Origin of the sequence: Guptibacillus spartinae, assembly GCF_028610625.1 — a bacterium.
GTDB classification, from domain to species: Bacteria; Bacillota; Bacilli; order Bacillales; family Guptibacillaceae; genus Guptibacillus; species Guptibacillus spartinae.
In genome coordinates, this window is sequence record NZ_JAQQWU010000006.1 from 94750 (window position 1) to 121132 (window position 26383).

33 protein-coding genes and 2 riboswitches are annotated in these 26383 nt (G+C 40.1%); of the genes, 32 read left to right on the forward strand and 1 reads right to left on the reverse strand.

Going from position 1 to position 26383, the window contains the following annotated elements; genetic code table 11:
- Positions 1-15 precede the first annotated feature (15 nt).
- The 24 genes from fur to PQ511_RS12360 all read left to right on the forward strand — a co-directional run bounded on the left by fur (position 16) and on the right by PQ511_RS12360 (position 19806).
- Positions 16-495 (forward strand): ferric iron uptake transcriptional regulator, encoded by a 480-nt coding sequence (fur, locus tag PQ511_RS12245; RefSeq protein WP_224591699.1) that lies wholly within the window; start codon positions 16-18, stop codon positions 493-495.
- A 95-nt stretch (positions 496-590) separates the two neighbouring features.
- Positions 591-818: a YqzK family protein gene (locus PQ511_RS12250; RefSeq protein ID WP_224591702.1), complete on the forward strand. Its 228-nt coding sequence runs from the start codon at positions 591-593 to the stop codon at positions 816-818.
- 13 nt (positions 819-831) lie between these two features.
- The gene (gene xerD / locus PQ511_RS12255; RefSeq protein WP_273852193.1) at positions 832-1722 is read left to right on the forward strand and encodes a site-specific tyrosine recombinase XerD; all 891 of its coding nucleotides are present in this window, start codon (positions 832-834) and stop codon (positions 1720-1722) included.
- Positions 1723-1864: 142 nt separating this feature from the next.
- Entirely contained in the window at positions 1865-3043 is a 1179-nt protein-coding gene (gene deoB / locus PQ511_RS12260) for a phosphopentomutase (RefSeq protein WP_273852194.1), read from the forward strand.
- Positions 3044-3064: 21 nt separating this feature from the next.
- On the forward strand, positions 3065-3889 hold the full coding sequence (locus tag PQ511_RS12265; RefSeq protein ID WP_273852195.1) for a purine-nucleoside phosphorylase: 825 nt from the start codon (positions 3065-3067) through the stop codon (positions 3887-3889).
- Positions 3890-3910: 21 nt separating this feature from the next.
- Positions 3911-5212 carry a pyrimidine-nucleoside phosphorylase gene (locus tag PQ511_RS12270; RefSeq protein WP_273852196.1) on the forward strand — a complete coding sequence of 434 codons (1302 nt, stop codon included), beginning with the start codon at positions 3911-3913 and terminating at the stop codon, positions 5210-5212.
- 153 nt (positions 5213-5365) lie between these two features.
- Entirely contained in the window at positions 5366-6544 is a 1179-nt protein-coding gene (locus tag PQ511_RS12275; RefSeq protein WP_273852197.1) for a D-alanyl-D-alanine carboxypeptidase family protein, read from the forward strand.
- A gap of 100 nt (positions 6545-6644) precedes the next feature.
- On the forward strand, positions 6645-6995 hold the full coding sequence (spoIIAA, locus tag PQ511_RS12280; RefSeq protein ID WP_273852198.1) for an anti-sigma F factor antagonist: 351 nt from the start codon (positions 6645-6647) through the stop codon (positions 6993-6995).
- Complete coding sequence (gene spoIIAB / locus PQ511_RS12285) at positions 6995-7435, forward strand: anti-sigma F factor (RefSeq protein ID WP_226657294.1); 441 nt, start codon at positions 6995-6997, stop codon at positions 7433-7435. The genes spoIIAA and spoIIAB overlap by 1 nt, the downstream gene beginning before the upstream one ends.
- A 12-nt stretch (positions 7436-7447) precedes the next feature.
- Positions 7448-8203: an RNA polymerase sporulation sigma factor SigF gene (gene sigF / locus PQ511_RS12290; RefSeq protein ID WP_273852199.1), complete on the forward strand. Its 756-nt coding sequence runs from the start codon at positions 7448-7450 to the stop codon at positions 8201-8203.
- A gap of 140 nt (positions 8204-8343) precedes the next feature.
- On the forward strand, positions 8344-8961 hold the full coding sequence (locus PQ511_RS12295) for a stage V sporulation protein AA (RefSeq protein ID WP_273852200.1): 618 nt from the start codon (positions 8344-8346) through the stop codon (positions 8959-8961).
- Positions 8958-9389, forward strand: a complete 432-nt coding sequence (locus PQ511_RS12300; RefSeq protein WP_273852201.1) for a stage V sporulation protein AB — start codon at positions 8958-8960, stop codon at positions 9387-9389. Before PQ511_RS12295 ends, PQ511_RS12300 begins: the two co-directional genes overlap by 4 nt.
- Complete coding sequence (gene spoVAC / locus PQ511_RS12305) at positions 9389-9847, forward strand: stage V sporulation protein AC (protein WP_273852202.1); 459 nt, start codon at positions 9389-9391, stop codon at positions 9845-9847. The genes PQ511_RS12300 and spoVAC overlap by 1 nt, the downstream gene beginning before the upstream one ends.
- Positions 9848-9860: 13 nt before the next feature.
- Complete coding sequence (gene spoVAD / locus PQ511_RS12310; protein ID WP_273852203.1) at positions 9861-10874, forward strand: stage V sporulation protein AD; 1014 nt, start codon at positions 9861-9863, stop codon at positions 10872-10874.
- Complete coding sequence (gene spoVAE / locus PQ511_RS12315) at positions 10874-11224, forward strand: stage V sporulation protein AE (RefSeq protein ID WP_273852204.1); 351 nt, start codon at positions 10874-10876, stop codon at positions 11222-11224. The genes spoVAD and spoVAE overlap by 1 nt, the downstream gene beginning before the upstream one ends.
- A gap of 6 nt (positions 11225-11230) precedes the next feature.
- Positions 11231-11800, forward strand: a complete 570-nt coding sequence (gene spoVAEA / locus PQ511_RS12320) for a stage V sporulation protein SpoVABEA (RefSeq protein ID WP_273852205.1) — start codon at positions 11231-11233, stop codon at positions 11798-11800.
- The gene (locus tag PQ511_RS12325) at positions 11790-13283 is read left to right on the forward strand and encodes a spore germination protein (protein ID WP_273852206.1); all 1494 of its coding nucleotides are present in this window, start codon (positions 11790-11792) and stop codon (positions 13281-13283) included. The genes spoVAEA and PQ511_RS12325 overlap by 11 nt, the downstream gene beginning before the upstream one ends.
- A 46-nt stretch (positions 13284-13329) precedes the next feature.
- Positions 13330-13517: riboswitch (Lysine riboswitch) on the forward strand.
- Between the two features lie 106 nt (positions 13518-13623).
- Positions 13624-14931 carry a diaminopimelate decarboxylase gene (gene lysA, locus PQ511_RS12330; RefSeq protein WP_273852207.1) on the forward strand — a complete coding sequence of 436 codons (1308 nt, stop codon included), beginning with the start codon at positions 13624-13626 and terminating at the stop codon, positions 14929-14931.
- A gap of 91 nt (positions 14932-15022) precedes the next feature.
- Positions 15023-15460 (forward strand): peptidylprolyl isomerase, encoded by a 438-nt coding sequence (locus PQ511_RS12335; protein WP_226657312.1) that lies wholly within the window; start codon positions 15023-15025, stop codon positions 15458-15460.
- Positions 15461-15482: 22 nt separating this feature from the next.
- Positions 15483-15628, forward strand: a riboswitch (FMN riboswitch).
- Positions 15629-15763: 135 nt separating this feature from the next.
- Positions 15764-16846: a bifunctional diaminohydroxyphosphoribosylaminopyrimidine deaminase/5-amino-6-(5-phosphoribosylamino)uracil reductase RibD gene (ribD, locus tag PQ511_RS12340; protein WP_420541696.1), complete on the forward strand. Its 1083-nt coding sequence runs from the start codon at positions 15764-15766 to the stop codon at positions 16844-16846.
- On the forward strand, positions 16846-17502 hold the full coding sequence (gene ribE, locus PQ511_RS12345; protein ID WP_273852208.1) for a riboflavin synthase: 657 nt from the start codon (positions 16846-16848) through the stop codon (positions 17500-17502). Before ribD ends, ribE begins: the two co-directional genes overlap by 1 nt.
- Before the next feature lie 23 nt (positions 17503-17525).
- Positions 17526-18719 (forward strand): bifunctional 3,4-dihydroxy-2-butanone-4-phosphate synthase/GTP cyclohydrolase II, encoded by a 1194-nt coding sequence (locus PQ511_RS12350; RefSeq protein ID WP_273852209.1) that lies wholly within the window; start codon positions 17526-17528, stop codon positions 18717-18719.
- Positions 18720-18748: 29 nt separating this feature from the next.
- On the forward strand, positions 18749-19219 hold the full coding sequence (gene ribH / locus PQ511_RS12355; RefSeq protein WP_273852210.1) for a 6,7-dimethyl-8-ribityllumazine synthase: 471 nt from the start codon (positions 18749-18751) through the stop codon (positions 19217-19219).
- A gap of 224 nt (positions 19220-19443) precedes the next feature.
- Entirely contained in the window at positions 19444-19806 is a 363-nt protein-coding gene (locus PQ511_RS12360) for a GNAT family N-acetyltransferase (RefSeq protein ID WP_273852211.1), read from the forward strand.
- A gap of 26 nt (positions 19807-19832) precedes the next feature.
- Here the strand turns inward: PQ511_RS12360 and PQ511_RS12365 are convergent, their stop codons facing one another.
- A complete protein-coding gene (locus PQ511_RS12365; RefSeq protein ID WP_273852212.1) occupies positions 19833-20360 on the reverse strand; it encodes a DUF309 domain-containing protein in 528 nt (175 codons plus the stop codon).
- A gap of 158 nt (positions 20361-20518) precedes the next feature.
- Between PQ511_RS12365 and PQ511_RS12370 the strand changes: the two genes are divergently transcribed.
- The 8 genes from PQ511_RS12370 to PQ511_RS12405 all read left to right on the forward strand — a co-directional run bounded on the left by PQ511_RS12370 (position 20519) and on the right by PQ511_RS12405 (position 26337).
- Entirely contained in the window at positions 20519-21268 is a 750-nt protein-coding gene (locus tag PQ511_RS12370) for a segregation/condensation protein A (RefSeq protein ID WP_273852213.1), read from the forward strand.
- Complete coding sequence (scpB, locus tag PQ511_RS12375) at positions 21265-21843, forward strand: SMC-Scp complex subunit ScpB (RefSeq protein ID WP_273852214.1); 579 nt, start codon at positions 21265-21267, stop codon at positions 21841-21843. The genes PQ511_RS12370 and scpB overlap by 4 nt, the downstream gene beginning before the upstream one ends.
- A 30-nt stretch (positions 21844-21873) precedes the next feature.
- Entirely contained in the window at positions 21874-22215 is a 342-nt protein-coding gene (locus PQ511_RS12380; RefSeq protein WP_273852215.1) for a hypothetical protein, read from the forward strand.
- Between the two features lie 156 nt (positions 22216-22371).
- Positions 22372-23466 carry a type III polyketide synthase gene (locus PQ511_RS12385; protein WP_273852216.1) on the forward strand — a complete coding sequence of 365 codons (1095 nt, stop codon included), beginning with the start codon at positions 22372-22374 and terminating at the stop codon, positions 23464-23466.
- Positions 23467-24015: an isoprenylcysteine carboxyl methyltransferase family protein gene (locus tag PQ511_RS12390; protein WP_273852217.1), complete on the forward strand. Its 549-nt coding sequence runs from the start codon at positions 23467-23469 to the stop codon at positions 24013-24015.
- A gap of 66 nt (positions 24016-24081) precedes the next feature.
- Positions 24082-25236, forward strand: a complete 1155-nt coding sequence (locus PQ511_RS12395) for a D-alanyl-D-alanine carboxypeptidase family protein (RefSeq protein ID WP_273852218.1) — start codon at positions 24082-24084, stop codon at positions 25234-25236.
- Positions 25229-25822, forward strand: a complete 594-nt coding sequence (locus PQ511_RS12400; protein ID WP_273852219.1) for a nucleoside recognition domain-containing protein — start codon at positions 25229-25231, stop codon at positions 25820-25822. Before PQ511_RS12395 ends, PQ511_RS12400 begins: the two co-directional genes overlap by 8 nt.
- The gene (locus PQ511_RS12405) at positions 25819-26337 is read left to right on the forward strand and encodes a spore maturation protein (protein WP_273852220.1); all 519 of its coding nucleotides are present in this window, start codon (positions 25819-25821) and stop codon (positions 26335-26337) included. The genes PQ511_RS12400 and PQ511_RS12405 overlap by 4 nt, the downstream gene beginning before the upstream one ends.
- Positions 26338-26383 lie beyond the last annotated feature (46 nt).

Below are 26383 nucleotides of genomic sequence, written 5' to 3' on the forward strand. Positions count from 1 at the left end.
GGAGGGAAATGGGACATGGAAAGCAGAATCGATCGAATTAAAAAACATCTTCATTCTCAAAGCTACAAATTAACACCGCAACGAGAAGCAACCGTGCGTGTTCTTCTTGAGAACGAAGAAGATCATTTAAGTGCAGAAGATGTGTATTTACTTGTGAAAGAGAAATCCCCTGAAATTGGCTTAGCGACAGTCTATCGGACGCTTGAACTATTAGCTGAATTGAAAATTGTTGATAAAATCAACTTTGGTGATGGTGTGTCCAGATTTGATTTAAGACAAGAAGGCGCTGCCCATTTTCACCATCACCTTGTTTGCATTGAGTGTGGTGCAGTGGACGAAATTCAGGAAGATTTACTTGGAGATGTAGAAAAAGTAGTTGAAAACGATTGGAACTTTAAGATTAAAGATCATCGACTAACGTTTCATGGAATCTGTTATCGCTGTCAAAAGCAGGAAGATAAAGAGCCTACCGAACAAGCAATTAACCATACTTAATAGTTTTAACAACTTTTATGACCCTATAAATCCTAACGATGTATAAAAATCTCCATCTCTGGCATATCTTTTACTAGAGATGGAGGTGCGTTAGATTGAAACAGGGTCTATTGCTTGTGTTAGATACAATGAAAGTTTTCTTGCTTTTTACTGGATGTACTTTACTATTTTACTTTGGCATTCTCTGGGTAAATCAAGAATACCAGAATTACCATCGTTATGATGTGCCACAAGGAAAAGCGGTGAAAGTCGTTCAGATGGAATCGAATACTCAGCACACTTTCCTTGAAAGGCTCAATTTGTTTTACCAGATTGGTGAATAAAGGAGCGTTTGCAATGGAAGATCAGGTACAGGATTTTTTGCATTATTTAATTGTTGAACGGAGCCTGTCCAAAAATACGCTCGATGCATACAGGAGAGACCTGGCTCAATATTTAAAGTATTTACACGAAATTGAAAAGATATCTTCTTTTAATGACGTCAGGCGCATGCATATTGTGAACTACCTTTATGCTCTTAGAGACAGCGGGAAAGCATCCACTACAGTTGCTAGAAATATTGCCTCGATACGTGCCTTTCATCAATTTCTACTTCGAGAAAAAGCTACTGAACAGGACCCTTCTGTACATATAGAAACACCAAAGACAGAGCGGAAGTTACCAAAAATCCTTTCAACTGCAGAAGTAGAACAATTATTAGAGGCGCCAGATTATTCTACACCGTTTGGTAAACGAGATCGTGCCATGCTAGAGGTTTTGTATGCAACCGGTTTACGTGTTAGCGAACTGATCGATTTAAAAATGGAAGATATCCATTTATCAATGGGGTTTATTCGAACAATTGGGAAAGGAAATAAAGAACGAATTGTTCCTTTAGGTAAAATGGCAAGAGATGCCCTTACCACGTATCTTGATGAGGGTAGAGGTCAGTTAATGAAGAAGAATCGAACCGATATGTTGTTTTTGAATCATCGAGGTGAGAGCCTATCAAGACAGGGGTTCTGGAAAATTCTCAAAAAGCTAGCCATACAAGCAAACATAACAAAACCTCTTACGCCACATACGTTAAGGCATTCGTTTGCTACTCATTTATTAGAAAATGGTGCTGATTTGAGAGCTGTACAAGAACTTCTTGGACATGCCGATATTTCTACGACACAGATCTATACACATGTAACAAAAGCAAGGCTGAAGGATATCTATTCTACCTATCATCCTCGCGCTTAATAACGGCACCCCCCAGAAAAAGGTCTGGTCTCTGGCCAGATTTTTCTTTTTTTCTGCTTTCGTAAACGCATTCACATAGGTGTTTTTTGTTTTTTCAAGGGAATAATAAATTTGAATGGATCATGGAACGAGGAGGATAAATATGACAAAACGTTTTAAACGAGTATTTTTAGTAGTAATGGATTCAGTGGGAATCGGTGAAGCACCAGATGCTGAGCAATTTGATGATTTAGGCGCAGACACTTTAGGCCATATTGCTGACCACATGAATGGACTTAACATGCCTAATATGGAAAAGTTAGGGCTTGGTAATATCCGCGAACTAAATGGTATCTCGAAAGCCGATCAGCCTATGGCGCATTATACAAAAATGATGGAAGCTTCTAATGGGAAAGATACGATGACCGGTCATTGGGAAATTATGGGCCTCCATATTGAGCAACCGTTTCGAACGTTCCCAGACGGTTTTCCTGATAAGCTCATTTCGGAACTTGAAAATAGGACTGGAAGAAAGGTTATTGGAAATAAGCCAGCTTCCGGTACCGAAATTCTTGTTGAACTTGGTGAAGAGCATGTTAAAACAGGCGCCCTCATTGTTTATACTTCAGCAGATTCTGTTTTACAAATTGCTGCACACGAAGATGTTGTACCTCTTGATGAACTTTATCACATTTGTGAGATTGCAAGAGAAATGACGAAAGCAGAAGAATATATGGTAGGAAGAGTCATTGCACGGCCGTTCATCGGAGAAGCAGGCGATTTTAAGCGAACGTCGAATCGCCATGACTATGCCCTCAAACCTTTTGGACACACAGTAATGAATGAGCTAGAGGACAATGGGAAAGATGTCATTGCAATCGGAAAAATTTCTGATATTTATGATGAAGAAGGTGTTACAAAGTCGCTTCGTACAAAGTCTAATATGGATGGCATGGATAAGCTTATTGAAACACAACAAATGGAATTTGAAGGAATTAGTTTCCTTAACCTAGTTGACTTTGATGCATTATACGGACACAGAAGAGATCCACAAGGTTATGGTGAAGCGCTAGAAGAGTATGACGAGAGACTGACAGAAGTCCTTGAACGGATGGAAGAAGATGATTTGCTACTAATTACGGCAGATCATGGGAATGACCCAATCCATCATGGAACAGACCACACGCGTGAATATGTCCCGTTACTTGCTTATCATAAAGGGATTAAAGAAGCAGTTGATCTTGGTATCCGTCAAACGTTCGCAGATGTTGGAGCAACGATTGCGGATAATTTTAAGGTAACGTTACCAGAACACGGGACTAGCTTTCTTGAGAAGCTTTGAGAATCAAGAGGAGGAACGAAAATGACGATTAAACAAGAAATACAAGATGCATCATCCTATATACAAGATCAAGTAGGGGAATTTCGTCCAGAAATCGGTCTTATCTTAGGCTCTGGATTAGGTGTCCTTGCTGAAGAAATTGAAAGTCCTGTACAAATTCCCTATAGTGATATTCCGAATTTCCCCGTTTCTACAGTAGAAGGGCATGCGGGACAATTTGTATTTGGTACATTAAATGGTAAGACAGTGGCAGCCATGCAGGGGCGTTTTCATTTCTACGAAGGATATTCAATGGACAAAGTAACATTTCCCGTTCGAGTGATGAAAGAACTTGGGATTCATCATGTGATTGTAACAAATGCAGCAGGTGGAATAAATGAAGAGTTCCAACCTGGTGATTTAATGGTGATCGCTGATCATATTAACAATTTCGGCACAAATCCGTTAATTGGACCAAATAGCAATGAATTTGGCCCTCGTTTTCCGGATATGTCTACAGCCTATTCGCTAGAACTACAACATTTAGCGCAAGATACAGCGAAAGAGCTTGGAATGAAGCTTCAATCCGGTGTTTATGTCGGAAATACCGGTCCCACTTATGAAACGCCAGCAGAGGTTCGCATGCTGCGTACATTAGGTGGGGACGCAGTAGGAATGTCAACTGTACCAGAAGTAATTATAGCAAGACATGCAGGCATGGATGTACTTGGAATCTCTTGTATTTCAAATATGGCAGCTGGAATCCTCGATCAGCCACTTCATCATGACGAAGTGATTGAAACAACGGAGAAGGTGAAGGCTAACTTCTTGCTATTAGTGAAAACAATTGTAAGTAAAATGGGTTAAGTTAGAAGGGAGAGCGATTCAATGAGAATGGTAGACGTCATACAGAAAAAACGAAATGGTAACGAGTTGACGAAAGAAGAAATCAATTTCTTTATAGATGGATATACCAAAGGCGATATTCCTGATTATCAGGCATCGGCTTTAATGATGGCGATATATTTTAATGGAATGAAGTCTAATGAAACAGCCATGCTTACTCAAGCTATGGTGGAGTCAGGTGAAACAATTGACTTGTCAGCTATTGAAGGTCATAAAGTGGACAAGCACTCAACAGGCGGCGTAGGCGATAAAACAACATTTATTGTTGGTCCACTGGTAGCTTCTGTTGGTGTACCAGTAGCTAAAATGTCAGGAAGAGGTTTGGGTCATACAGGCGGGACATTAGATAAGCTTGAATCCATTGAAGGCTTCCATATTGAGATGACAAAAGAAGAGTTTGTTAATAACGTTAATACACATAAATTATCTGTTGCAGGACAAACAGGCAACCTGGCACCGGCAGACAAGAAACTTTATGCCCTCCGCGATGTTACAGCAACAGTTGATTCAATTCCTTTGATTGCAGGATCAATCATGAGTAAAAAGCTTGCTTCAGGAGCAGATGGGATCGTTCTCGATGTAAAAACTGGTTCTGGCGCATTTATGAAAAAACTTGAAGATTCAGAAGCACTTGCTAAGGAAATGGTTAACATTGGTAAGAACCTAGGACGAAACACGGTTGCGGTCATTAGTGATATGAGTCAGCCGCTTGGTTTTGAAGTTGGAAATGCAAATGAAGTACGTGAAGCATGTCAGGTGCTTCAAGGAGAGAATATTGAAGATCTTCGTCTCCTATCTCTTGAACTCGCTTCTCATATGACAGTGATTGCTGGTGCTTTCGATGATTTTGATACAGCGTACAAAACGCTAGAAGAAAATTTGCAAAATGGTAAAGCATTTGAATCATTCAGAACGCTTGTTCAAGCTCAAGGTGGCGATGTAAGCGTTATTGATGACCTTTCAAAATTACCAAAAGCAAAGTATGAAATTGAAGTATCTGCACAGCAAGACGGATACGTAACGGAAATCGACGCCGAGTCAGTTGGCGTTGCGGCTATGTATCTAGGGGCAGGAAGAGCGACTAAGGACGATCTCATTAACCACGGTGTAGGAATTACGCTTAAGAAAAAAGTTGGCGACAAAGTAGAAAAAGGCGAAGCGCTAGTTGTCCTTCATAGTGATAGTGAAGATGCCGAAGACTCGGTCAAAAAGATTAATGAAGCTTATACGCTTTCGAAAGATGCTATTGAAAAGCCTCAATTGATCTATAAAGTGATTAACTAGGTGATAGATGATGTTGTGAGAAGTCTCTTTTTAGAGGCTTCTTTTTTTGTGGCAATTTTAGGTTGGGTGTATTTGGAATTGAAGGTTCAATCATTCGTATATTTTTCCAACATGTTGGAAATCCTTGTAATATTAAGAATGGAGGGATCACCAATGAAAGTTGTTGCAACAGCGCTCGCCTTCTTGCTGGGAGGAACCCTACTTGTTCCTTCTTTTACTCATGCAGAAGAAACAAAGTTAAAAATCGCAGAGAATGCTTCTTCGGCTATATTAATTGAGCGTGATACAGGTGAAGTATTGTTTGAAAAAGACAGTGATAAAAAGCTTCCTCCTGCAAGTATGACAAAAATTATGACGATGATTTTGATTATGGAAGCTGTAGAAAGTGGAAAATTAAGCCTTGATCAGAAAGTGAGAGCAAGTGAATATGCTGCATCAATGGGTGGTTCTCAGATTTTTCTCGAAGCAGGAGAGGAAATGACAGTGAATGACATGCTTAAAGGCATAGCGATTGCTTCTGGGAATGATGCTTCAGTTGCTATGGCGGAGGCGATTGCAGGTTCTGAAGAAGAATTTGTTAAGTTGATGAATGATAAAGCAAAATCAATGGGTCTTAAGAATACTCATTTTGTTAATCCAACAGGGTTGCCTGCCAAAGACCATTATTCAACAGCAAATGATATGGCATTAATGGCAAAAGAACTTCTTAAATATGATTTGATTACTAAATACACCGGGTTGTATGAAGATTATTTAAGACAGGACACTGATAAAAAATTCTGGTTAGTTAACACAAATAAACTTGTTAAATTCTACCCTGGTGTAGATGGATTGAAAACCGGATTTACAAGTGAAGCAAAATACTGTCTTACTGCAACAGCCAAAAGAGATGACATGCGTGTGGTTGCTGTTGTAATGGGGGCACCTTCTCCAAAAGTACGAAATAGTGAAATTACAAAACTGTTTGATTATGCGTTTTCTCAATATAAAACACAAAAATTATTCGATCGTAACAATGTAGTAAAAGAAGTGAAAGTAAATAAAGGTGATCAGCCTTTCATGTCAGTGGTCACATCTGAGCGTGTCTCTGTACTCCTAAGAAAAGGTCAAGAGAACGGTGAAATCACAACCAATATTAAAATGAAGAAAAATATTGAAACACCGGTAAAAAAGGGTGACCAGGTTGGTGAACTTTCAGTAAAAATTGATGGTCGTGTGACGGCAACGTCACCTGTTATCTCTGCTGAAGATATTAACAAAGCTTCTTGGTGGCAACTAATGAAAAGAACAGCAGCGCAGTTCGCCAAAGCCCCTACTAGGAGTGTCAAGTGATTGCCTCTTTCATCGAATCGACACTAGTTTTGTCACGAAGAAGGAATTAACCCTGTAAAGAGAGAAAAAACTCACAAGCAAACATGAGGAGGAATGTGACGTGAGTCTTTCGATCAATCTTGAAGTAAGACATCCCGTTCTTTTGATTCGACTTGATGGAGAGTTAGATCACCATACGTCAGAAGAACTAAGAGACAGGGTAGATACAATCCTTGAGGAACGAAAAATTGAGCATATTGTTCTGAGTCTTGAAGGGCTATCATTTATGGATAGTTCTGGTCTTGGTGTCATTCTTGGACGGTACAATAAGGTAAAAAGCTTTGGCGGAGAAATGGTAGTCTGTTCGATTTCCCCTCCTGTAAAACGTTTGTTCGAAATGTCAGGGCTCTTTAAAATCGTGAGGCTAGAGGCTGATGAGCAGCATGCCCTCGCAACTTTGGGGGTGGCATAATGAGAAATCGGATGGAACTAGAATTTTCCGCGCTTAGTCAAAATGAGTCTTTTGCAAGGGTAACAGTTGCGGCTTTTATTGCTCAGTTGGATCCTACCGTCGACGAATTAACCGAAATTAAAACCGTCGTTTCAGAGGCCGTGACCAATGCGATTATCCATGGATATGAGCAAAACGGTGAAGAAAAGGTATATATATCGGTCGAGTTAAATGACGATACAGTAAATCTTACGATTCGTGATAATGGTGTCGGCATTCTCGATCTCGAAGAAGCAAGACAACCGTTATATACGTCAAAGCCTGAACTGGAACGTTCAGGGATGGGTTTCACGATTATGGAAAATTTTATGGATGAAGTTAAAGTCGAGTCTGCAAGTGGACAGGGAACAACCATTCACTTAATGAAGTACCTATCAAAAAATAAAGCGCTATGTAATTAAGGGGACCTGCATATGGACGTGGAGGTTAGAAAAGGGAAACAGTCGCAACTTAAGCCTGATGAAGTAAAGGAATTGATTAAACAAAGCCAGGATGGCGACCAGGATGCAAGAGACCTGATAGTTCAAAAGAACATGCGTCTTGTCTGGTCAGTTGTGCAACGATTTCTCAATCGAGGGTATGAAGCGGATGATCTCTTTCAGATTGGGTGTATAGGTCTGCTAAAATCCGTTGATAAATTTGATTTAAGTTACGATGTGAAGTTCTCCACCTATGCAGTTCCAATGATTATTGGTGAAATCCAGCGTTTTATTCGAGATGATGGGACCGTCAAAGTCAGTCGCTCTCTTAAAGAAACAGGCAACAAAGTTCGAAAGGCAAAAGATGAGTTATCTAAAACGCTTGGAAGAACGCCGACAGTCAATGAAATTGCGGAAAAAATCGAGGTTAGCCCTGAAGAAGTGGTCCTTGCTCAAGAAGCTGTTCGAGCTCCTTCTTCCATTCATGAAACTGTTTATGAAAACGATGGAGATCCGATTACACTTTTGGATCAAATTGCGGACAACACAGATACCGCCTGGTTTGATAAATTAGCACTAAAGGAAGCCCTTCAGTATCTTGATACGAGAGAAAGGCTTATTGTTTATTTAAGGTATTACAAGGATCAAACGCAGTCGGAAGTAGCAGAGCGTCTCGGTATTTCTCAAGTTCAAGTGTCGAGATTAGAAAAGAAGATTCTGAAACAAATCAAAGAACAGATGAGCAAATAGCTCATCTGTTCTTTGGTTTGTTTTGAAAAATGCGAGCCCGGTTTAGGGAATTAATGGTACTTGAGTAGCGTGAGAATGAGAGTGATTTGGTAGAAACATACTATAACCAATATGCCCCTTGCATAAGGAGGTGCAGGATCATGGAAAGTAAGATGATCTATCTTAGACTTAGGCAGAAAAAGAAAGTTCCGCCAAATCAAGAACTTTTCATAAGAGATATCGCCCAGTTAATTGGTGAAGATGTCTATTGTGCCAAAGTAGAAGAGATCCCTATTTACCAGGTGACAAAAGAAGATAAGAACTTAGTTGTAATCGATGTGATGAAAGTGATAACAGCTATACACAGTGTCATGACAAACATAGAAATACAAGTTGTTGGTCCTACCCAAACAATTGTAGAAGTTCAATATCCAAAGAAGAAATTGGCACCTGTATATTTTGCGTTTATTTGGTTTTTATTATTTATTGGCGCTGCACTCGCTATCATGAATTTTCATGAAGATGTCAGCATGAGAGAAGTTCACCAGCAAATTTATAAAATTGTGACTGGAATCGATAATCCAAAACCATTGTTACTACAAGTTCCCTATTCATTTGGTCTCGGAATCGGTATGGTTTTATTCTTTAACCACCTTTTTAAGAAACGATTTAATGAAGAGCCCAGCCCGTTAGAAGTAGAAATGTTTAATTATCAACAGGATCTCGATCAATATGTCATCGTACATGAAAGTGATGAGAACGGTCATAACAAACCATGAATGCCCAATTTTTACTCGTCATGCTCATAGGATTCGCAGAAGGAATAGCGGTTGGAGCAGGTTTTGTTGCTTTTCTTTCAGTTCTTGGTATTATTCCACGCCTAACACAGTTATCAAAAACGTGGCACCTCATTCGTTTTTATGAATGGGGCATTATTATCGGGGCAGTTGTCGCAAGCTGGTTATCGTTACGAAACCCAACTTTAAACTTGCCAAAGTTTGTTGTAGTCCCGATTGGTTTAGGCGCAGGAGTTTTTATAGGTATGTTGGCAGCTGCTTTAACAGAAGTGTTGAACGTACTTCCTATACTAACGAAACGAATCGGGTTTATCGATAAAATTCTGGTTCTGCTGATGGCGATTGTTTTAGGTAAAGTTTTTGGCTCGTTGTTTCATTGGACAATTTTTGTTAATGGAGGTTTAAAGTAATGGCAAATTCATTGAATGATCAGGAACAATATTCAAAAAATATCAAATCATATCAGCCGAAACCCCCATATGTATTCAATGCTATAAAGGCATTTATTGTTGGAGGATTTATCTGTATGTTTGGTCAGAGTGTGCAGAATTTCTATATAAACGTCTTTGATTTTTCAAAAGAAAATGCAGGAAATCCTACGGTGGCTACTTTAATTCTTATCGCCGCTCTTTTAACTGCTTTTGGTTGGTACGACAAAATTGGTCAGTTTTCAGGTGCAGGATCAGCAGTACCAGTTACAGGCTTTGCTAATTCAATTACTAGTGCAGCTCTCGAGCATAAAAGCGAGGGTATTGTACTAGGTATTGCGACCAATATGTTTAAACTTGCTGGTTCAGTCATTGTGTTTGGAACTGTAGCTGCATACATCGTTGGCATGGTAAGGATGCTTTTTAAAGCGTTGATATAAGGAGAGAATCATTATGAAGACAGGAAAACAAACATGGGAATTCTCCTCGGTTTTTTTGCAGTCAGTAGGAACAGCGGTTGGACCGAAAGAAGCGGAGGGACCATTTGGTGATTCGTTTGATGTCACTTACAACAACCTTCATTGTGATCAGGATAATTGGGAATTGGCGGAGAGAAAGTTATTAGAAGATGCGGTCACGAGCTGTTTATCCAAAAAAGAAATAAATCAGAGTGATATTGACGTTTTTGTTGCGGGTGATTTATTGAATCAAATTGTTAGTGCGACATATACAGCCAGAACGAATCATATACCATTTCTTGGGGTTTTTGGAGCATGTTCAACTTCAATGGAATCCTTAGCTATCGCCTCTTCTCTTGTTGAAGGTGGCTTTGCTAAGAAAGCTATTGCGGGAGTGAGTAGTCATAATGCAACGGCTGAAAGGCAGTTTCGATATCCTACAGAATACGGTGGTCAAAAGCCAGGAACGGCGACTTCTACTGTTACAGGTGCAGGTGCAGCGTTGATTAGTCAAGATCGCTCTGACATTCGAATTTCCGCAGCAACAATTGGCCGAGTAGTCGATTGGGGAATTAAAGATCCATTTGATATGGGAAGTGCAATGGCCCCAGCTGCCGCGGATACGTTAGCAACTCATTTTAAAGATTTAAACGTTGAGCCTTCTGAGTATGACCTTATTGTAACAGGTGATCTTTCATCCGTAGGAGCACCGATTGTAAGAGATTTACTGCTTGAAAAAGGAATAGATATTACAAACAATCATAACGACTGCGGGCTGATGATTTATCGTCCAGATCAAAAGGAAGTATTCGCTGGTGGTAGCGGATGTGCTTGTTCCGCGGTTGTGACTTATGGTCATCTCATAGATCTCTTAAAAAAAGGAAATTACCAAAAAATCCTTGTGACCGCAACCGGCTGTTTGCATAGTCCCGTTATGATACAGCAAAAAGAAAGTATGCCTGCGATAGCTCATGCCGTTGTATTCGAGCGAGTTGGGGGTGAAGGATAGTGGAATATTTAATCGCGTTTGCTGTAGGTGGAGGCATCTGTGTGATCGGTCAGCTTTTACTTGATATTTTCAAACTAACACCTGCCCATGTGATGTCATCATTTGTTGTAACAGGAGCGGTTCTCGATGGATTTGGGATTTATGACCGCCTTATTGAATTCGCAGGAGCTGGTGCAACTGTACCGATTACAAGCTTTGGTCATTCATTGCTTCATGGAGCGATGCAGCAGGGGGAAGAACATGGTTTTATAGGAATCGCAATGGGGATATTTCAATTAACATCAGCAGGTATTTCATCAGCTATCGTTTTTGGATTCATTATCGCTATTTTATTTAAACCAAAGGGGTGAAAACTCATGAAAAAGCGGCGGGTTATTTTTGTCACGGATGGGGATCTTTATGCACAAAGAGCCATTGAGAAAGTCGCGTCAGATATTGGAGGTAGATGCATCAGTCAATCTGCAGGAAATCCTACCCCGCTTGCTGGATATGAAATCATTTCACTCATTAAAGAAGCCCCTCATGATCCGGTATTCGTTATGTTCGACGATAGTGGATTTCCGGGTGAAGGTTATGGAGAACTTGCCATGCAGTCCGTTGCAGAAGACGAGAATATTGAACTACTTGGGGCAATTGCAGTAGCTTCTAGAACTCATTTCTCAGAATGGACAAGAGTTGATGTCTCAATCGATCGTGACGGTGAACTAACACACTATGGAGTGGACAAACATGGATTTGCAGACATGGAGCTTGGAAGAATTGATGGTGATACTGTGTCGATTTTAGATAAACTAAACCTCCCCATTATCATAGGTGTTGGTGATATAGGTAAAATGTCTGGTCTTGATGATCCTGAAATGGGATCACCTATAACATTAAAAGCCGTTCAAATTTTGCTTGAAAGGAGCGGTTTCTATGACATCTAAAGTCGATAACAAACAAAAAATATTTAAAAAACTGAAAGAAAACGAAGAATTTTTAAAGAAATCAATGGGAATTGGGAAAAGCTTTGATGTTGGCGTACGTAAAATTAAGATTCTAAACAAAGAAATTCAGTTTTACTATTGTACAGGTCTTTGTGATACATCAATTATTGTAGAAATCATGCGAGAACTGATGGAGATCGACGATCATCATCGTTTAACGGTGAAATTTGAGCAGGTGATACATAATCATTTGCCGCATCAGCAAGTTACAGAGGTTAAAACGTTCGATGAAGTTGTCGATCAAGTTTTATCAGGTTTAATTGCTGTTTTTATGGAAGGCGAAGAAATTGCCTATATCATCGATGTTCGAAAGTATCCTGGAAGAACACCTCAAGAACCAGATACAGAAAAAGTGATTAGAGGCTCTCGCGATGGTTTTACGGAAAATATTATTGAAAATACAGCATTAACAAGACGTCGAATTCGAGATGGGCGCTTACGGAATGAAATTTTTCAAATAGGCGAACGCTCTAAAACAGATATTTGTATTACTTATATTCAAGATGTAGCTAACCCAAATTTAGTGGAAATAGTAAAAAAGAAATTAAAAGAAATTAATATAGATGGTATTCCAATGGCAGATAAAACAGTAGAAGAATTTCTTGTCCATCAAGCAGGTAACCCTTTTCCATTAGTCAGATATACCGAAAGACCAGACGTGGCAGCATCTCATTTGTTAGAAGGACATGTGTTAATTATCGTTGATACTTCACCAAGCGTTATTATTACGCCAACGACGTTTTTTCATCACGTACAGCATGCAGAAGAATATAGAGAAGCACCACTACCTGGAGCTTTCTTACGATGGGTTCGTTTTGGTGGAATGCTGGCAGCTTTGTTATTATTACCCCTCTGGTTACTTGCGGTATATGAACCGCAGTTACTACCTAAATCAATTGACTTTATCGGACCGAATGATGAAACGAATGTACCTATTTTTGCTCAAATTCTGCTTGCTGAAATTGGGATAGAAACCCTACGAATGGCGGCCATTCATACCCCTACGCCTCTTTCAACTGCAATGGGTTTGATTGCAGCGGTTTTAATCGGGCAAATTGCTATTGATGTAGGGTTGTTTGTACCAGAAGTTATTCTATATGTCTCGATTGCAGCTATAGGTTCGTATGCAACACCGAGTTATGAATTATCCATTGCAAATAAATTAGTTAGGCTACTGTTATTAGTACTTGTCTTTTTCTTCCGAGTACCGGGATACATGATCGGGATTACAGCGATCATTTTATTTCTTGTCGCGTTAAAACCATTAAATACACCATACTTATGGCCGTTTATCCCATTCAACCCAAAAGCTTTTATACAAGTTTTGATTCGTGTGTCTGTACCTCTTACAAAACTACGTCCTAGCATTACAGAACCGCAAAATGAAACAAAACAACCGGACAAACCACTTGCCGAATCTTAAAAAGTATGATAATTTATTTCTTAATTGAATAGACCTCATTGAATGTAATGGGGATAGAGGCGCAAAACGAATGAGTATGGTATCTGAGCATATAATGGAATGCGGAGACGATATCGGAAAGGTCAATTTGCCGAAGTGGGAAAAGAGCCATCCTTTTCTTGCTGGGCTGCTGCTGAACAAGCTGCAGACTGTCACTGGAAAAATGGATTTTTTCAGTGGTGAGCTAATCCAACTCGTGAGGATACGGAGAAAACAGCCAATGTATCTATAAAGTTGGCTGTTTTCTTGTTTTTTGTGGAGGGTTGCTCGCATTCATATTAGCGAGAGGGGAGAAAGAATCGTGAATTTATATGGAACGTCAGCGATTACAGATAAAGGTCATTTATCAGTTGGAGGAATTGATACAGTTCAACTGAGTGAAAAATATGGAACAGCTTTGTATGTTTATGACGTAGCAATGATTCGAGAAAAAGCGAAGGCATTTCGAAAAGCGTTTGAACAAGAGGAGGTCAATTACCAGGTTGCGTATGCTAGTAAAGCCTTTTCCTGTATAGCCATGATTCAACTCGCAGAAGAAGAAGGGTTAAGTCTTGATGTTGTGTCAGGTGGAGAGTTGTATACAGCTTTAAAGGCTGGTTTCCCTGTTGATCGCATTCATTTTCATGGGAATAATAAAAGCGAAGCTGAAATTCAAATGGCGTTAGATGCAGAGATAGGTTGCTTTGTAGTAGATAATTTCTACGAATTATCATTGCTTGAACAGTTAGCAGAAGAAAAGAATGTTACTGCCAATGTACTGTTGCGTATTACGCCAGGAATTGAAGCACACACTCACGACTATATTTTGACTGGTCAGGAAGATTCTAAATTCGGTTTTGATTTACAAAGTGGTCAGGTAGAACAGGCGATAAGTAGAGCAACAGAAATGAGAGCCATTCATCTTTTAGGTCTACATTGTCATATCGGTTCACAAATTTTTGAGACGAATGGCTTTGTTATGGCCATTGAGAAAATTTATCGTTATCTTAAATCCTACGGCTATGAACCGGAAGTTCTTAATCTTGGTGGTGGGTTTGGTATTCGTTATACGGAAGCAGATGAGCCGATCCCCGTCGGTCAATATGTTGAGGCAATGATAAATGCGGTAAGAACACAGGTAGGAAATGATATGACGATGCCAGAAATATGGATTGAACCTGGTCGTTCGCTTGTTGGAGAAGCAGGAATGACTTTATACACAGTGGGCTCTCATAAGAAAGTTCCTGAGCTTCGTCATTACCTTGCAGTTGATGGAGGGATGACGGATAATTTACGACCTGCTCTTTATCAGGCAAAATACGAAGCGACGATTGCCAACCGAATGAATGAACCTAAAGATCAACTTTATTCTGTTGCAGGAAAATGTTGCGAGTCTGGTGACATGTTAATTTGGGACTGTACGTTACAGCGTGCCATTGCTGGAGATACGATGGCTGTATTTTCAACTGGAGCTTACGGTTACTCAATGGCAAATAACTATAACAGACTGCCGCGACCAGCGGTGGTGTTTGTGGAAAATGGAGAAGCCAACCTGGTGGTGAGAAGAGAATCATATGAGGATTTAATTCGTCATGACCTTCCTTTAAAGCATGCGATTATTTCAAAATAACATTGATAGGTAGAAATGATAGGGAACAACTCAAGTCTGTGCTATAATGAAAGAGCTTTTAAGAAAATTGTTAGCGCAGGAGGATTTAGTTATGAAAAAAGGAACCATTGCATTTGAAAATGGAGAAGTAATTGAAATTGAGTTTTATCCAGAGGCAGCACCAAATACAGTTGCTAACTTTGAGAAGCTTGCAAACGAAGGATTCTATAACGGTGTAAACTTTCACCGTGTTATTCCAGGTTTCGTAGCACAGGGTGGAGATCCAACGGGAACTGGAATGGGTGGACCTGGGTATGCAATCGATTGTGAAACAGAAGGAAACCCTCATAAGCACGTAGCTGGTTCATTGTCTATGGCTCATGCAGGTAAAAATACAGGTGGAAGCCAGTTTTTCCTTGTTCATGAACCTCAGCCTCACCTTGACGGTGTTCACACTGTTTTTGGTCAAGTGACAGAAGGAATGGATACGGTTCTTCGTATTAAGCAAGGCGATGTGATGAAAGAAGTTAAAGTCTGGGACGAAGAATAGTTCAGACGCATCAAAACTAAATACTTTCCTTCGGGGTCGGGTGAAAGTCCCAACCGGCGGTGATGTCTAGCTAAAGCTAGCTAAGTCCGTGACCCGGTTGCGTAAGCAAACGGTGGATCTGGTGTGAAACCAGAACCGACAGTATAGTCTGGATGGGAGAAGGAAACTTATGACTAATTCCCTTTTGAATCGTGGATTCAAAAGGCTTATTTAGCATATAATTTTGACTCCCATAACACCGTTGTGGGAGTTTTTTTATTCTCTTTCTTAACCACTAAGGAGAGTAGAAATGGAGAAAATTTAATGAATCATATGGATTTTATGAACACTGCGATTGAAATGGCTAAAAGTACAATTGGTCAAACACGTCCAAATCCTTCCGTTGGTTGTTTACTTGTAAATAACGGACGAATTGTAGGGATGGGTGCCCATCTGAAAGCTGGAGAAGGGCATGCAGAAATACAGGCTTTGAAAATGGCTGGGAGTGAAGCTAGGGGTAGCACGGCGTATGTCACGCTTGAGCCATGTAGTCATCATGGTCGCACGCCTCCTTGTTCGGATGCTCTTATTCATGCAGGAGTTAGCAAAGTTTATGTAGCTAGTCAAGATCCGAATCCACTCGTAGCTGGTCAAGGCGTGTCGAAGCTCGAAGCTGCAGGGATAAAGGTATCGATTGGACTATTAGAGGAAGAAGCACTTAAATTGAATCGGATGTTCTTTCACTATATCTCTCATAAACGGCCGTACGTTACTTTAAAAGCTGCGGTAACGTTAGATGGGAAAATGGCTTCACATACTGGTGATAGCAAATGGATAACAGGAGAGGAAGGTCGGAAAGATGTACATGCTTTCCGACATCAGCATGATGCTATTTTAGTAGGAATTGGAACGGTTCTTTCAGACGATCCGACCCTTACGACTCGATATGGAGAAGGTCTTTCTCCGATCAGAATTATCCTTGATCGTAATCTAAGGATTCCTTCTGAAGCAAAAGTGATAAATGATCAGAAAGCGGAAACTTGGATTATAACAACCAAGCAGGCTGTGTTAAAGAGTGAGCGAGCATTTCCTGCACATGTTCACGTGCTAGAAGTAGCTAATCCAGCCCTTCCTATTGAAGATGTATTAGCTCTCCTTGGGGAGCGAGAAATTACTTCCATTTTTGTGGAAGGTGGATCTGAAGTGCATGGTAGTTTTTTGGAATCTCGTACTTTTCAGCAGGTGATTACATATATCGCGCCTAAGCTCATTGGTGGAAAAGAATCTCCAACAGCGTTTGGAGCGAAAGGTTTTGAATTCATGAGCGAAGCGGTCGATTTATCGATTGAAAGCGTTGAGCGCATTGGACAAGATATTCGTATTATCTCATCAAGGGGGACTTCATAATGTTTACAGGTATCGTAGAAGAGATTGGCAGAGTGGAAAGCGTGCAGCAAGCAGGAGAGTCGATCGTGATGCAGATCGCTGCATCGAAAGTATTATCGGACGTTAATCTAGGAGATAGTATTTCGATAAATGGCGTTTGCTTGACGGTTACATCGTTTACGGATGCTTCTTTTTCTGTCGATATTATGCCTGAAACATTTCGTTCTAGTAGCCTGCGTCATCTAGCGCCGAATTCTTCAGTGAATCTTGAACGGGCTATGTCCGCAAATGGACGTTTTGGTGGTCACTTTGTTTCTGGTCATGTTGACGGTGTCGGGGAAATTACGCGAGTCGAGCAAATTGATAACGCGATTTACTATGATATTTCCATTCCTCGGAACCTGTTAATTTACTTTGTCGAAAAGGGGTCCGTTTCGGTTGATGGCACAAGTCTTACTGTTTTTGGGATCGGGGAACACTCTCTCACGATTTCACTTATTCCTCATACTGTCGAAGAAACGGTGCTTGGTAAGAAAAGAGTGGGAGATACAGTAAACATTGAATGCGATATGCTTGGGAAGTATATTATGAGGTATCTAGAACAAAGAAGCGGATCAAAGCCAGAGCCCACAGCTTCACTAGGAAGCCAGTTTTTTGAAGATCATGGGTTTAAATAAGTGATGCAACAGGAGGTTAAGTCATGTTCCACACAATTGAAGAAGCCATTTACGATTTAATGCAAGGGCGGGTCGTTATTGTTTGTGACGATGAAGACAGAGAGAACGAAGGAGATTTTATTGCGTTAGCTGACAAGGTAACGCCAGAGACAATTAATTTTATGATCACAAAAGGAAGAGGACTTGTTTGCACGCCAATTACTGAACAACGTGCGAATCAACTGAAACTAAGTCCTATGGTTGACCATAATACTGATTCTCATGGAACGGCCTTTACCGTTAGTGTCGATCACAAAAGTACAACCACAGGTATTTCAGCCGCTGAAAGAGCAACTACAATTCAATACCTCATCAACCCTGCTGCAAAACCCGCTGATTTTAACCGCCCAGGTCATATCTTTCCTTTAATAGCTAAGGATGGGGGCGTGCTTCGAAGAGCAGGACATACAGAAGCAGCAGTTGATTTAGCTAGACTATCTGGTTCATCTCCTGCTGGTGTTATCTGTGAAATCATGAAAGAAGACGGGGAGATGGCACGAGTTCCTGATTTAAAAGAGATCTCTGAAGAATTCGATTTGAAGATGATTACAATTAAGGATTTAATTCAATATCGAAATCGAAAAGATGTGCTTGTTCAAAAGGAAGTAGAAATCGAACTTCCTACTGAATTTGGGTCTTTTCGATCTGTCGGATATTCAAACATTATTGACCAGAAAGAGCATGTAGCACTAATAAAAGGAGAGATTTTTCCTGATCAACCAACGCTTGTTCGTGTTCACTCAGAATGCTTAACCGGTGATGTCTTTGGGTCTTTTCGGTGCGACTGCGGCCCGCAACTTCATGCTGCATTGGCACAAATAGAAGAAGAAGGGCACGGCGTGCTTCTCTATATGCGGCAAGAGGGTCGAGGAATTGGACTTCTTAACAAGATGAAAGCTTATAAGCTCCAAGAAGAGGGTTACGACACCGTTGAAGCGAACGAAAAGCTAGGGTTTAAGCCAGACTTAAGAGACTACGGAATTGGTGCTCAGATTTTACGAGACCTTGGTGTCACGCAAATGAATCTGCTAACAAACAATCCACGAAAAATAGCGGGATTGACTGGTTATGGTCTTGAAGTAGCTTCTCGAGTACCGCTTCAAATGCCTTCAAGAAAAGAGAATGAACGATATCTTAAGACGAAACACAGTAAGCTAGGACACATGCTTCATTTCTAAAGTGTGAAAAAATTAGGAGGTTAGTTAAGATGGGACAAATATTTGAAGGAAATTTGGTTGGATCTGGATTAAAAGTGGGTATAGTAGTAGGAAGATTTAATGAGTTTATTACAAGCAAACTACTCGGAGGTGCTGAAGACGCGTTGAAACGCCATGGCCTCTCAGAAGATAACATTGATGTCGCATGGGTGCCCGGTGCGTTTGAGATTCCTTTTGCTGCAAAAAAAATGGTGGATACCGGAAAATATGACGCCATTATTACATTAGGAACCGTTATTCGTGGAGCAACACCGCATTTTGATTATGTATGTGGAGAAGTTTCAAAAGGAGTAGCGAACTTAACGATGCAGACCGGTGTTCCTGTTATATTCGGAGTATTAACAACAAATACAATCGAACAAGCCGTAGAGCGGGCTGGTACAAAAGCTGGTAATAAAGGCTGGGACGCAGCAACTGCCGCAATTGAAATGGCGAATTTATCAAAATCATTTGAAGGTTGATTATCAGTTCATTTTTGGCTATGATGAGTATGGTATGCGTTTAGGGGTAGTGAAATTTGAAGATAAACTCGGAAGTCACCAAGAATAATAGTGGATTCGATTGTGTGTGATAGGCAAGAGATCATACTCACTGCGCTCTTTCGTTACAAGGGGTGAACCATCTTTTGTAAGTCCGAATAAGGTAAAAAAAGAAGAGCCAAGAATTACTTTAATGAGGGATAATCATGCTAATTCGTTATAAAAAAGCTCATGAGAAAATAGCCATGGGACTATTAAGTTTTATGCCAAATGAAAAAGATATTAAAAAACTGCAGCAATCAATCAAAGATTATGAAGAAATGGATTCTTTACAGCTTTTTCTTTGGAAAGAAGAAGATATCATTGGATTGCTTGGTATTGAGTGGGTAAACGAGAATGAAGTGGAGTTAAAAGATATTAGCGTCAACCCATCTCATCGTCACCAGGGGATTGGTAAACAGATGGTCGAAGCCCTTCGGGAAATGCTCAGTGACGAGATAAGTATTAAAGGAAATGAATATACAGGTACTTTTTTCGAAAGGTGTCACCTTGAAGAAAAAATAAAGTAAACAATATGTTGCAGAAAAGGAACGGCTTAGCCGTTCCTTTTCTGCTGTTTTAATTGTTGTTGTAGCTTTCTTTCTTCAATAATATCTGATCGATCTCTTCGCGTATGCCGATCAATCAGTTCAACGTCAGCAAGGTCACTCTTGCTGCCATAAGTACACCCGAGTTCAATACAAGTCGCTTTGCATTTGTTGAGCAGAGTGTTATTGGTAAGTGGGATTTCAAAGCTGTTATATGACAAACCTTTATTGATTCGTTGAAGTTCCGAAGTGAGGTTTTCTAAAAGTTTATCGACATTGATGGATAGGCTCTCTAATTCTTCCCTTTCATTTAAGACGATATGTTTCGCATTCGCTATCATTCTCTTTGCACCAGTAAAATTACCCCGTCGATGGTGATAAAGACCAACAGCAATTTGGATAAGCCCTACCCAATGCAACTTACGACTTCCTCGGGCATCTTCCTTCCAATGTTCTTCAAGAATTTCATGACATTCAAAATAGTCACGAAGACCGTGGAAATGAGCCAGATATTGAATGTAAGCTTCTGGATACATAGTGATTCCTCCATTTCTTTTTGTAGTTTAGCACAATTGCGTAAGGCATCGAAAGTGCATGACTTCTCAAGCGTTTAAAAGAGATCAGTCATCCGTCGTATCGTTTAAATATGATATAATCGGTATACTCAATGGACATGAATAAAGGAAGATGGAAAATGATGCAATATAATGTAAAAGTTGATGCGTTTGAAGGTCCGCTGGATCTACTACTGCACCTTATAAATAAGTACGAAGTTGATATTTATGATATACCAGTCTCGCAAATTACGGATCAATATTTAACGTTTGTACACACCATGCAAGAGCTAGAACTTGATATCGCCAGTGAATATCTCGTGATGGCTGCAACGCTACTTGCAATTAAAAGCAAAATGCTACTTCCACAAAAAGAAGAAGAAATGCTAGAACAGGATCCAGAATTTGAAGAAGACCCTCGTGATGAGCTTGTTCAACGACTTGTTGAGTATCGAAGGTTTAAAGAAGCGGCGAATGATTTAAAGAAAAAAGAATCTAGTCGTAGCTTGCTCTATGCCCGACCTCCAGCTGACATAAGTGAATTTAGCACTGAAGACGACCAAACTTCAATTGGTGATGTCACTTTATACGATATGCTAGCAGCATTTCAAAAGATGTCGAGACGAGTAAAAGACAAAAAGCCAAAGCGTACAACAGTTCAAAGTGAAGAAATACCAATTGAAGATCGAATGAATGCGATTCGTTATCAGTTACAAGGGGGGCATAAGAAACGGTTTAGTGATCTCTTTAGCGAAGCCGATCGTGGACATATGATTGTAACGTTTCTCGCTGTTCTTGAATTAATGAAAACGAGAGATGTTGCATGTGAACAAGATCAAAACTTTGGTGAAATCATGATTTTTGAAAGAGAAGGGAAGGCATCAGTGTGACAAATGAAGAAATAAAGAGCATCATCGAAAGTCTTCTGTTTGTGGTTGGTGATGAGGGGATTACAGTCAAAACCCTTTGTGAAACCATTTCATTGCAAGAAGACACCCTTCTAGATGCAATAAAAGAACTCCAACATGAATATGATGAAAAAGAACGCGGTTTTATGATTAGCTTTATTGGTGGAGGTTATCAGCTAACGACCAATGCCAAAAACGCATCTTATATCGAGAAATTAGTGGACACACCAGGTAATCATAATCTGTCGCAAGCTGCTTTAGAAACACTTGCGATCATCGCCTATAAACAACCGATTACAAGAATTGAAATTGAAGAGATTCGAGGAGTTAAAACAGATAAGCCTCTTCAAACGTTAATGAGTAAATTACTTATTAAAGAAGCCGGGAGAGCCGAAAAAGCAGGGAGAGCGATTCTTTATGGAACGACACGCGAATTTCTTTTTCATTTTGGATTGAGCTCAATTAACGATCTCCCGCCTCTTCCAGATGGAAGCGAAGATACAGAGGAGGACGAAGCAGATTTATTCTTCGAAAAATTCCAAGAACTTCCAGATTAATCTGTGGTTAATGGTGAAGGAGGATAATTGATGAAAATTATTGATGTCACTTATGAACATTTGAAAAAAGAGCGTTCAAATTCCCCAGAAGATTCATTTGTTCGCTCTACTGCCACATATGTGCTGGACGGGAATGAAAAGAAATTTCATGTCTTGTATCCTGCTGTCTTTGGGGAGAATGCGGTAGCGAAAGGGATATGGGAGTATGAGGCACCTTTACATGAAGCTATTGCTTTAATTCTCATTTCATCTTACCCAGGGAGAAAGCGTCTCTATATTAATAGTGAAGACGATTTTTTCAGTATACTTGAAAAGACCGATTTACATGAACTAAACACGAATTTAACGAACATTAAGAAACATATTGAATAGGTGAATTTGAGAGATGCCTCGGAGTAGAGGCGTCTCTTTTTGTAGTAGATTATCATTTTGAAACGAGATAAATAAGTTCCTCTCAGATGGAACTTCCTGTATAAAAAGGTGGCGGATTCCGAAAACTAGTTGAAAAGATAAAAGGAGTTAGAGTCGATGATCCTATCAATCGGGAAATGTTTACCTCCTTATTGCCTCGAGCAAAAGGAAGCTGCCTCGTTTGCAAAAAAACAGTTTGGTCAGCACTTTAAAGATATTGAGCGCCTTCTTCCTGTTTTTGAAAGTGCAGGAATCGATACTAGATATTTTGCGATGCCGTTAGATTGGTACAGTACCGGTCCTAGCTTTGAAGAAAAAAACGATCGATATATTAAGCTGGCTGTTGAATACGCCAAAAAAGCAGTTGAGGACTGTCTGCAAAATCCATTTTATCTCAATGAGGCTGTAAGCTGTGAAGAAGTGGATGCAATCTTTTTTGTTTCAACGACCGGTATTTCAACGCCAAGCATTGAGGCAAGACTTATGAACGTTCTTCCATTTTCTTCTCATACCAAACGAATCCCGATTTGGGGGCTTGGCTGTGCAGGTGGAGCTTCAGGTATTGCAAGAGCACACGATTATTGCCTTGCTCACCCGGATGAGGCTGTTCTTGTTATTAATGTGGAATTGTGCAGTTTAACCTTCCAACACGGCGACTATTCAAAAAGTAACCTCATAGGAACTGCCTTATTTGCAGACGGCACTTCTTCCGTCTTAATGATTGGAGATCAGTCACCTATTAAGGAACGGACCAACATGAAAAGTCTTCCTAAAGTCGTCGCCACCCGATCGACATTAATGCCGGATTCGGAAGGTGTGATGGGCTGGGAAGTAAGTAATGAAGGCTTACACGTTGTTTTTTCTAAGTCAATTCCATCAATCGTCGCCAATTGGCTTGAACCCAATGTATTACAGTTTCTCTCCTCTTTGAATAAAACGACCCACGAGATTGATTATTTTATTGCCCATCCTGGAGGGACAAAAGTATTAACTGCTTATGAGGAAGCACTCGACTTCAGTCATGTGATGACATCTGTGTCTCGCGAGGTGTTAAGAAAGTACGGCAACATGAGCTCGGTGACGGTCATATACGTACTAGACCAATTCTTGCGGAATGGATGTAGGGAAGAAGAGATTGGACTTATGGCTGCACTAGGCCCGGGATTTTGTTCAGAATTGCTGCTTTTAAAATGGATGAAGGGCGGGGTGTAAATGGTTTTTTTGTTTGCTGGAATTTTTATTATTCTTATCATACAACGATTAGGTGAACTTCAGCTTGCAAAGAAAAATGAGCGATGGATGAAAGCAAGAGGAGCAAAGGAAGTAGGTCAAGATCATTACAAATACATTGTGTGGTTACACATCAGCTTTCTTCTAGCTGTAGGCATTGAAACGATATTACGCGGCTTTTCGTTATCGATGATTTGGATGGTGATGTTAGGAATATTTGTTCTAGCCCAAATACTTCGGATTTGGACCATCCGAAGTCTAGGAAGGTTTTGGAATACAAAAATCATTGTATTGCCAGAAGCGAATGTTGTTCAAAAGGGACCTTATCGGTTTATGAAACACCCCAACTATGTCATTGTGGCACTTGAAATCATGTCTCTCCCACTTATTTTTTCCTCTTACATTACAGCGGCTGTTTTTACACTTTTAAACGCGTTATTGCTCTTAAAAGTACGAATTCCTATTGAAGAAAAAGCGTTAAAAGATGTCACAGACTATCAGGTTATTTTTTCAAATGTGAAAGGTGATTGAGAGACATATCCCGCCATTTAGGCTCATAGACTTGTACAAATACAGAGCCTAAGGGACGTGGATGTCATGAAGAAATCGTTAAGGACAAAAATTGGCGTCTTTATTTTCATTGCCGCTCTGCTGTTCCTCATGCTTCCAGGAGAGGCATTTGCAAGCATCGGCGTTTCAGCAAGAAGCGCTATATTGATTGAACAAGAAACAGGGAGAGTTCTTTATGAGAAGGACGCTTATACTCAGCGAAGAATAGCAAGTATCACAAAAATAATGACAGCTATTCTTGCTATTGAGTCAGGAAAAATGAATGAAAAAGTGACGGTTAGTCAGAATGCTGCCGGAACGGAAGGGTCCTCTCTCTACTTAAAAGAAGGTGAAAAGATTACGCTTGAAAATTTAGTGTATGGATTAATGCTGCGTTCAGGAAATGATGCTGCTGTCGCTATTGCTGAAGAAGTTGGAGGAAGTTTAGAGGGATTTGTGACATTAATGAATCAAAAGGCTGAAGAAATTGGGATGTCGCATACCGTATTTATGAATCCACATGGTTTGGATGATCATGAAAATCATCTTTCAACAGCGTATGATATGGCTATTTTGACACAGTATGCCATGAATAATGACACGTATCGCATTATTTCAAGCACGAAGGTACATAAGGCACCCAATGCTTCAGAAGATTGGGATTATGTATGGCGTAATAAGAATAAAATGTTGAACTTATATCCAGATTCGACCGGGGGAAAAACTGGTTATACGAAACGTGCTAAAAGAACGCTTGTTTCAACAGCAGAAAGAGACGGGATGACGCTTATTGCTGTCACGTTAGATGCTCCTGATGACTGGGATGACCATATTTCAATGTTCAATTGGGGTTTCTCGAACTATGAGCTTACTCTACTTGAGCCAAAAGGAACCTTGAAGGCCGTGAAAAAAGAACCTTACAAAGGCAACGTCATTTTAAGTAGGGATCTAATTTACCCGTTAGCCAAAGAAGAAAGAGACCAGGTTAAATCAACGATACAACTTGTAAAGCCACCGGATAAAGAAGATTGGGATAAGCTAGGTTCAAATGAGCCGGTTGGTATGTATTTCGTAAAATTAAATAATGAAACAGTCATCAAAGCTCCAATCATCTATGAGTCAGCCAAGAAAGAAACGAAAGGATTTTGGAATTTCTTTAAAAACCTATTTACGATTGACACCGGACGTGAGTTAAATGGTTAATCTCATTTGGGCTGGTTTATTTCTGATAGGTATCCTCTACGCATTTATTAATGGAACGATGGAAGAAGTGAATAAAGCAATCTTTACAGGTGCAGAAGAAGCAGTAGCAGTGTGTATCGGGTTATTAAGTGTTCTAATCTTTTGGCTAGGATTAATGAAAATCGCTCAAAAATCTGGCCTACTTGACTTACTGGGGAAAGGATTTAAACCCATTGCTAGCAAACTTTTTCCGGAAGTACCACCAGAGCACCCAGCAATGGGGTATATTCTCTCTAACATGATGGCGAACATGTTTGGTCTTGGTAATGCAGCAACACCGATGGGGATAAAAGCAATGGAAGAACTTAAGAAGCTTAATAATATGAAAGATAGCGCATCGAGATCAATGATTACGTTGTTAGCACTTAACACCTCTAGCTTAACACTGATTCCAACTAGCGTAATCGCAATAAGGATGAAGTATGGTTCAGTATCACCGACTGAAATCGTAGGTACCACAATTGCCGCAACAGCATGTTCGACTATTGGTGCAATTCTCATTGATCGTTTTTTTTATAGAAGAAGCAAAGGGAGGAATTCGACATGAATGCGTCAATTTGGATCATCCCTTTGATGATTGGCTTTATTCTAGCGTATGGAACGTGGAAAAGAGTCCCAACCTATGAAACATTTGTGGAGGGTGGCAAAGAGGGGCTTTCCATTGCCGTATCAATCGTTCCATACCTTGTTGGAATGATGGTTGCTATTTCTGTATTTAGAGCTTCAGGAGCTATGGCTTTCCTAAGCAGTTTATTAAAAGTGCCATTAGAGGCGCTGGGTATACCTACTGAAATTGTTCCGTTAGCCCTTATTCGACCCATTTCTGGGACAGGTGCGCTCGCCATGACGACGGATATCATAAGCACTTATGGACCAGATTCATTTATTGGGAGGTTAGCTTCTACAATGCAGGGGAGTACGGATACAACTCTTTATGTGATTACAGTCTACTTTGGAGCAATCGGTATAAAACGGATGGGAAATGCACTAAAAGTAGGACTACTAGCGGACGTTGTAGGAATGGCTGCCGCAGTTGTTTTTGTCACCATTGTTTTTGGATAAAAACTATCTCATGAGATGGTTTTTTTTTTATTTAACTGAAGGTTTG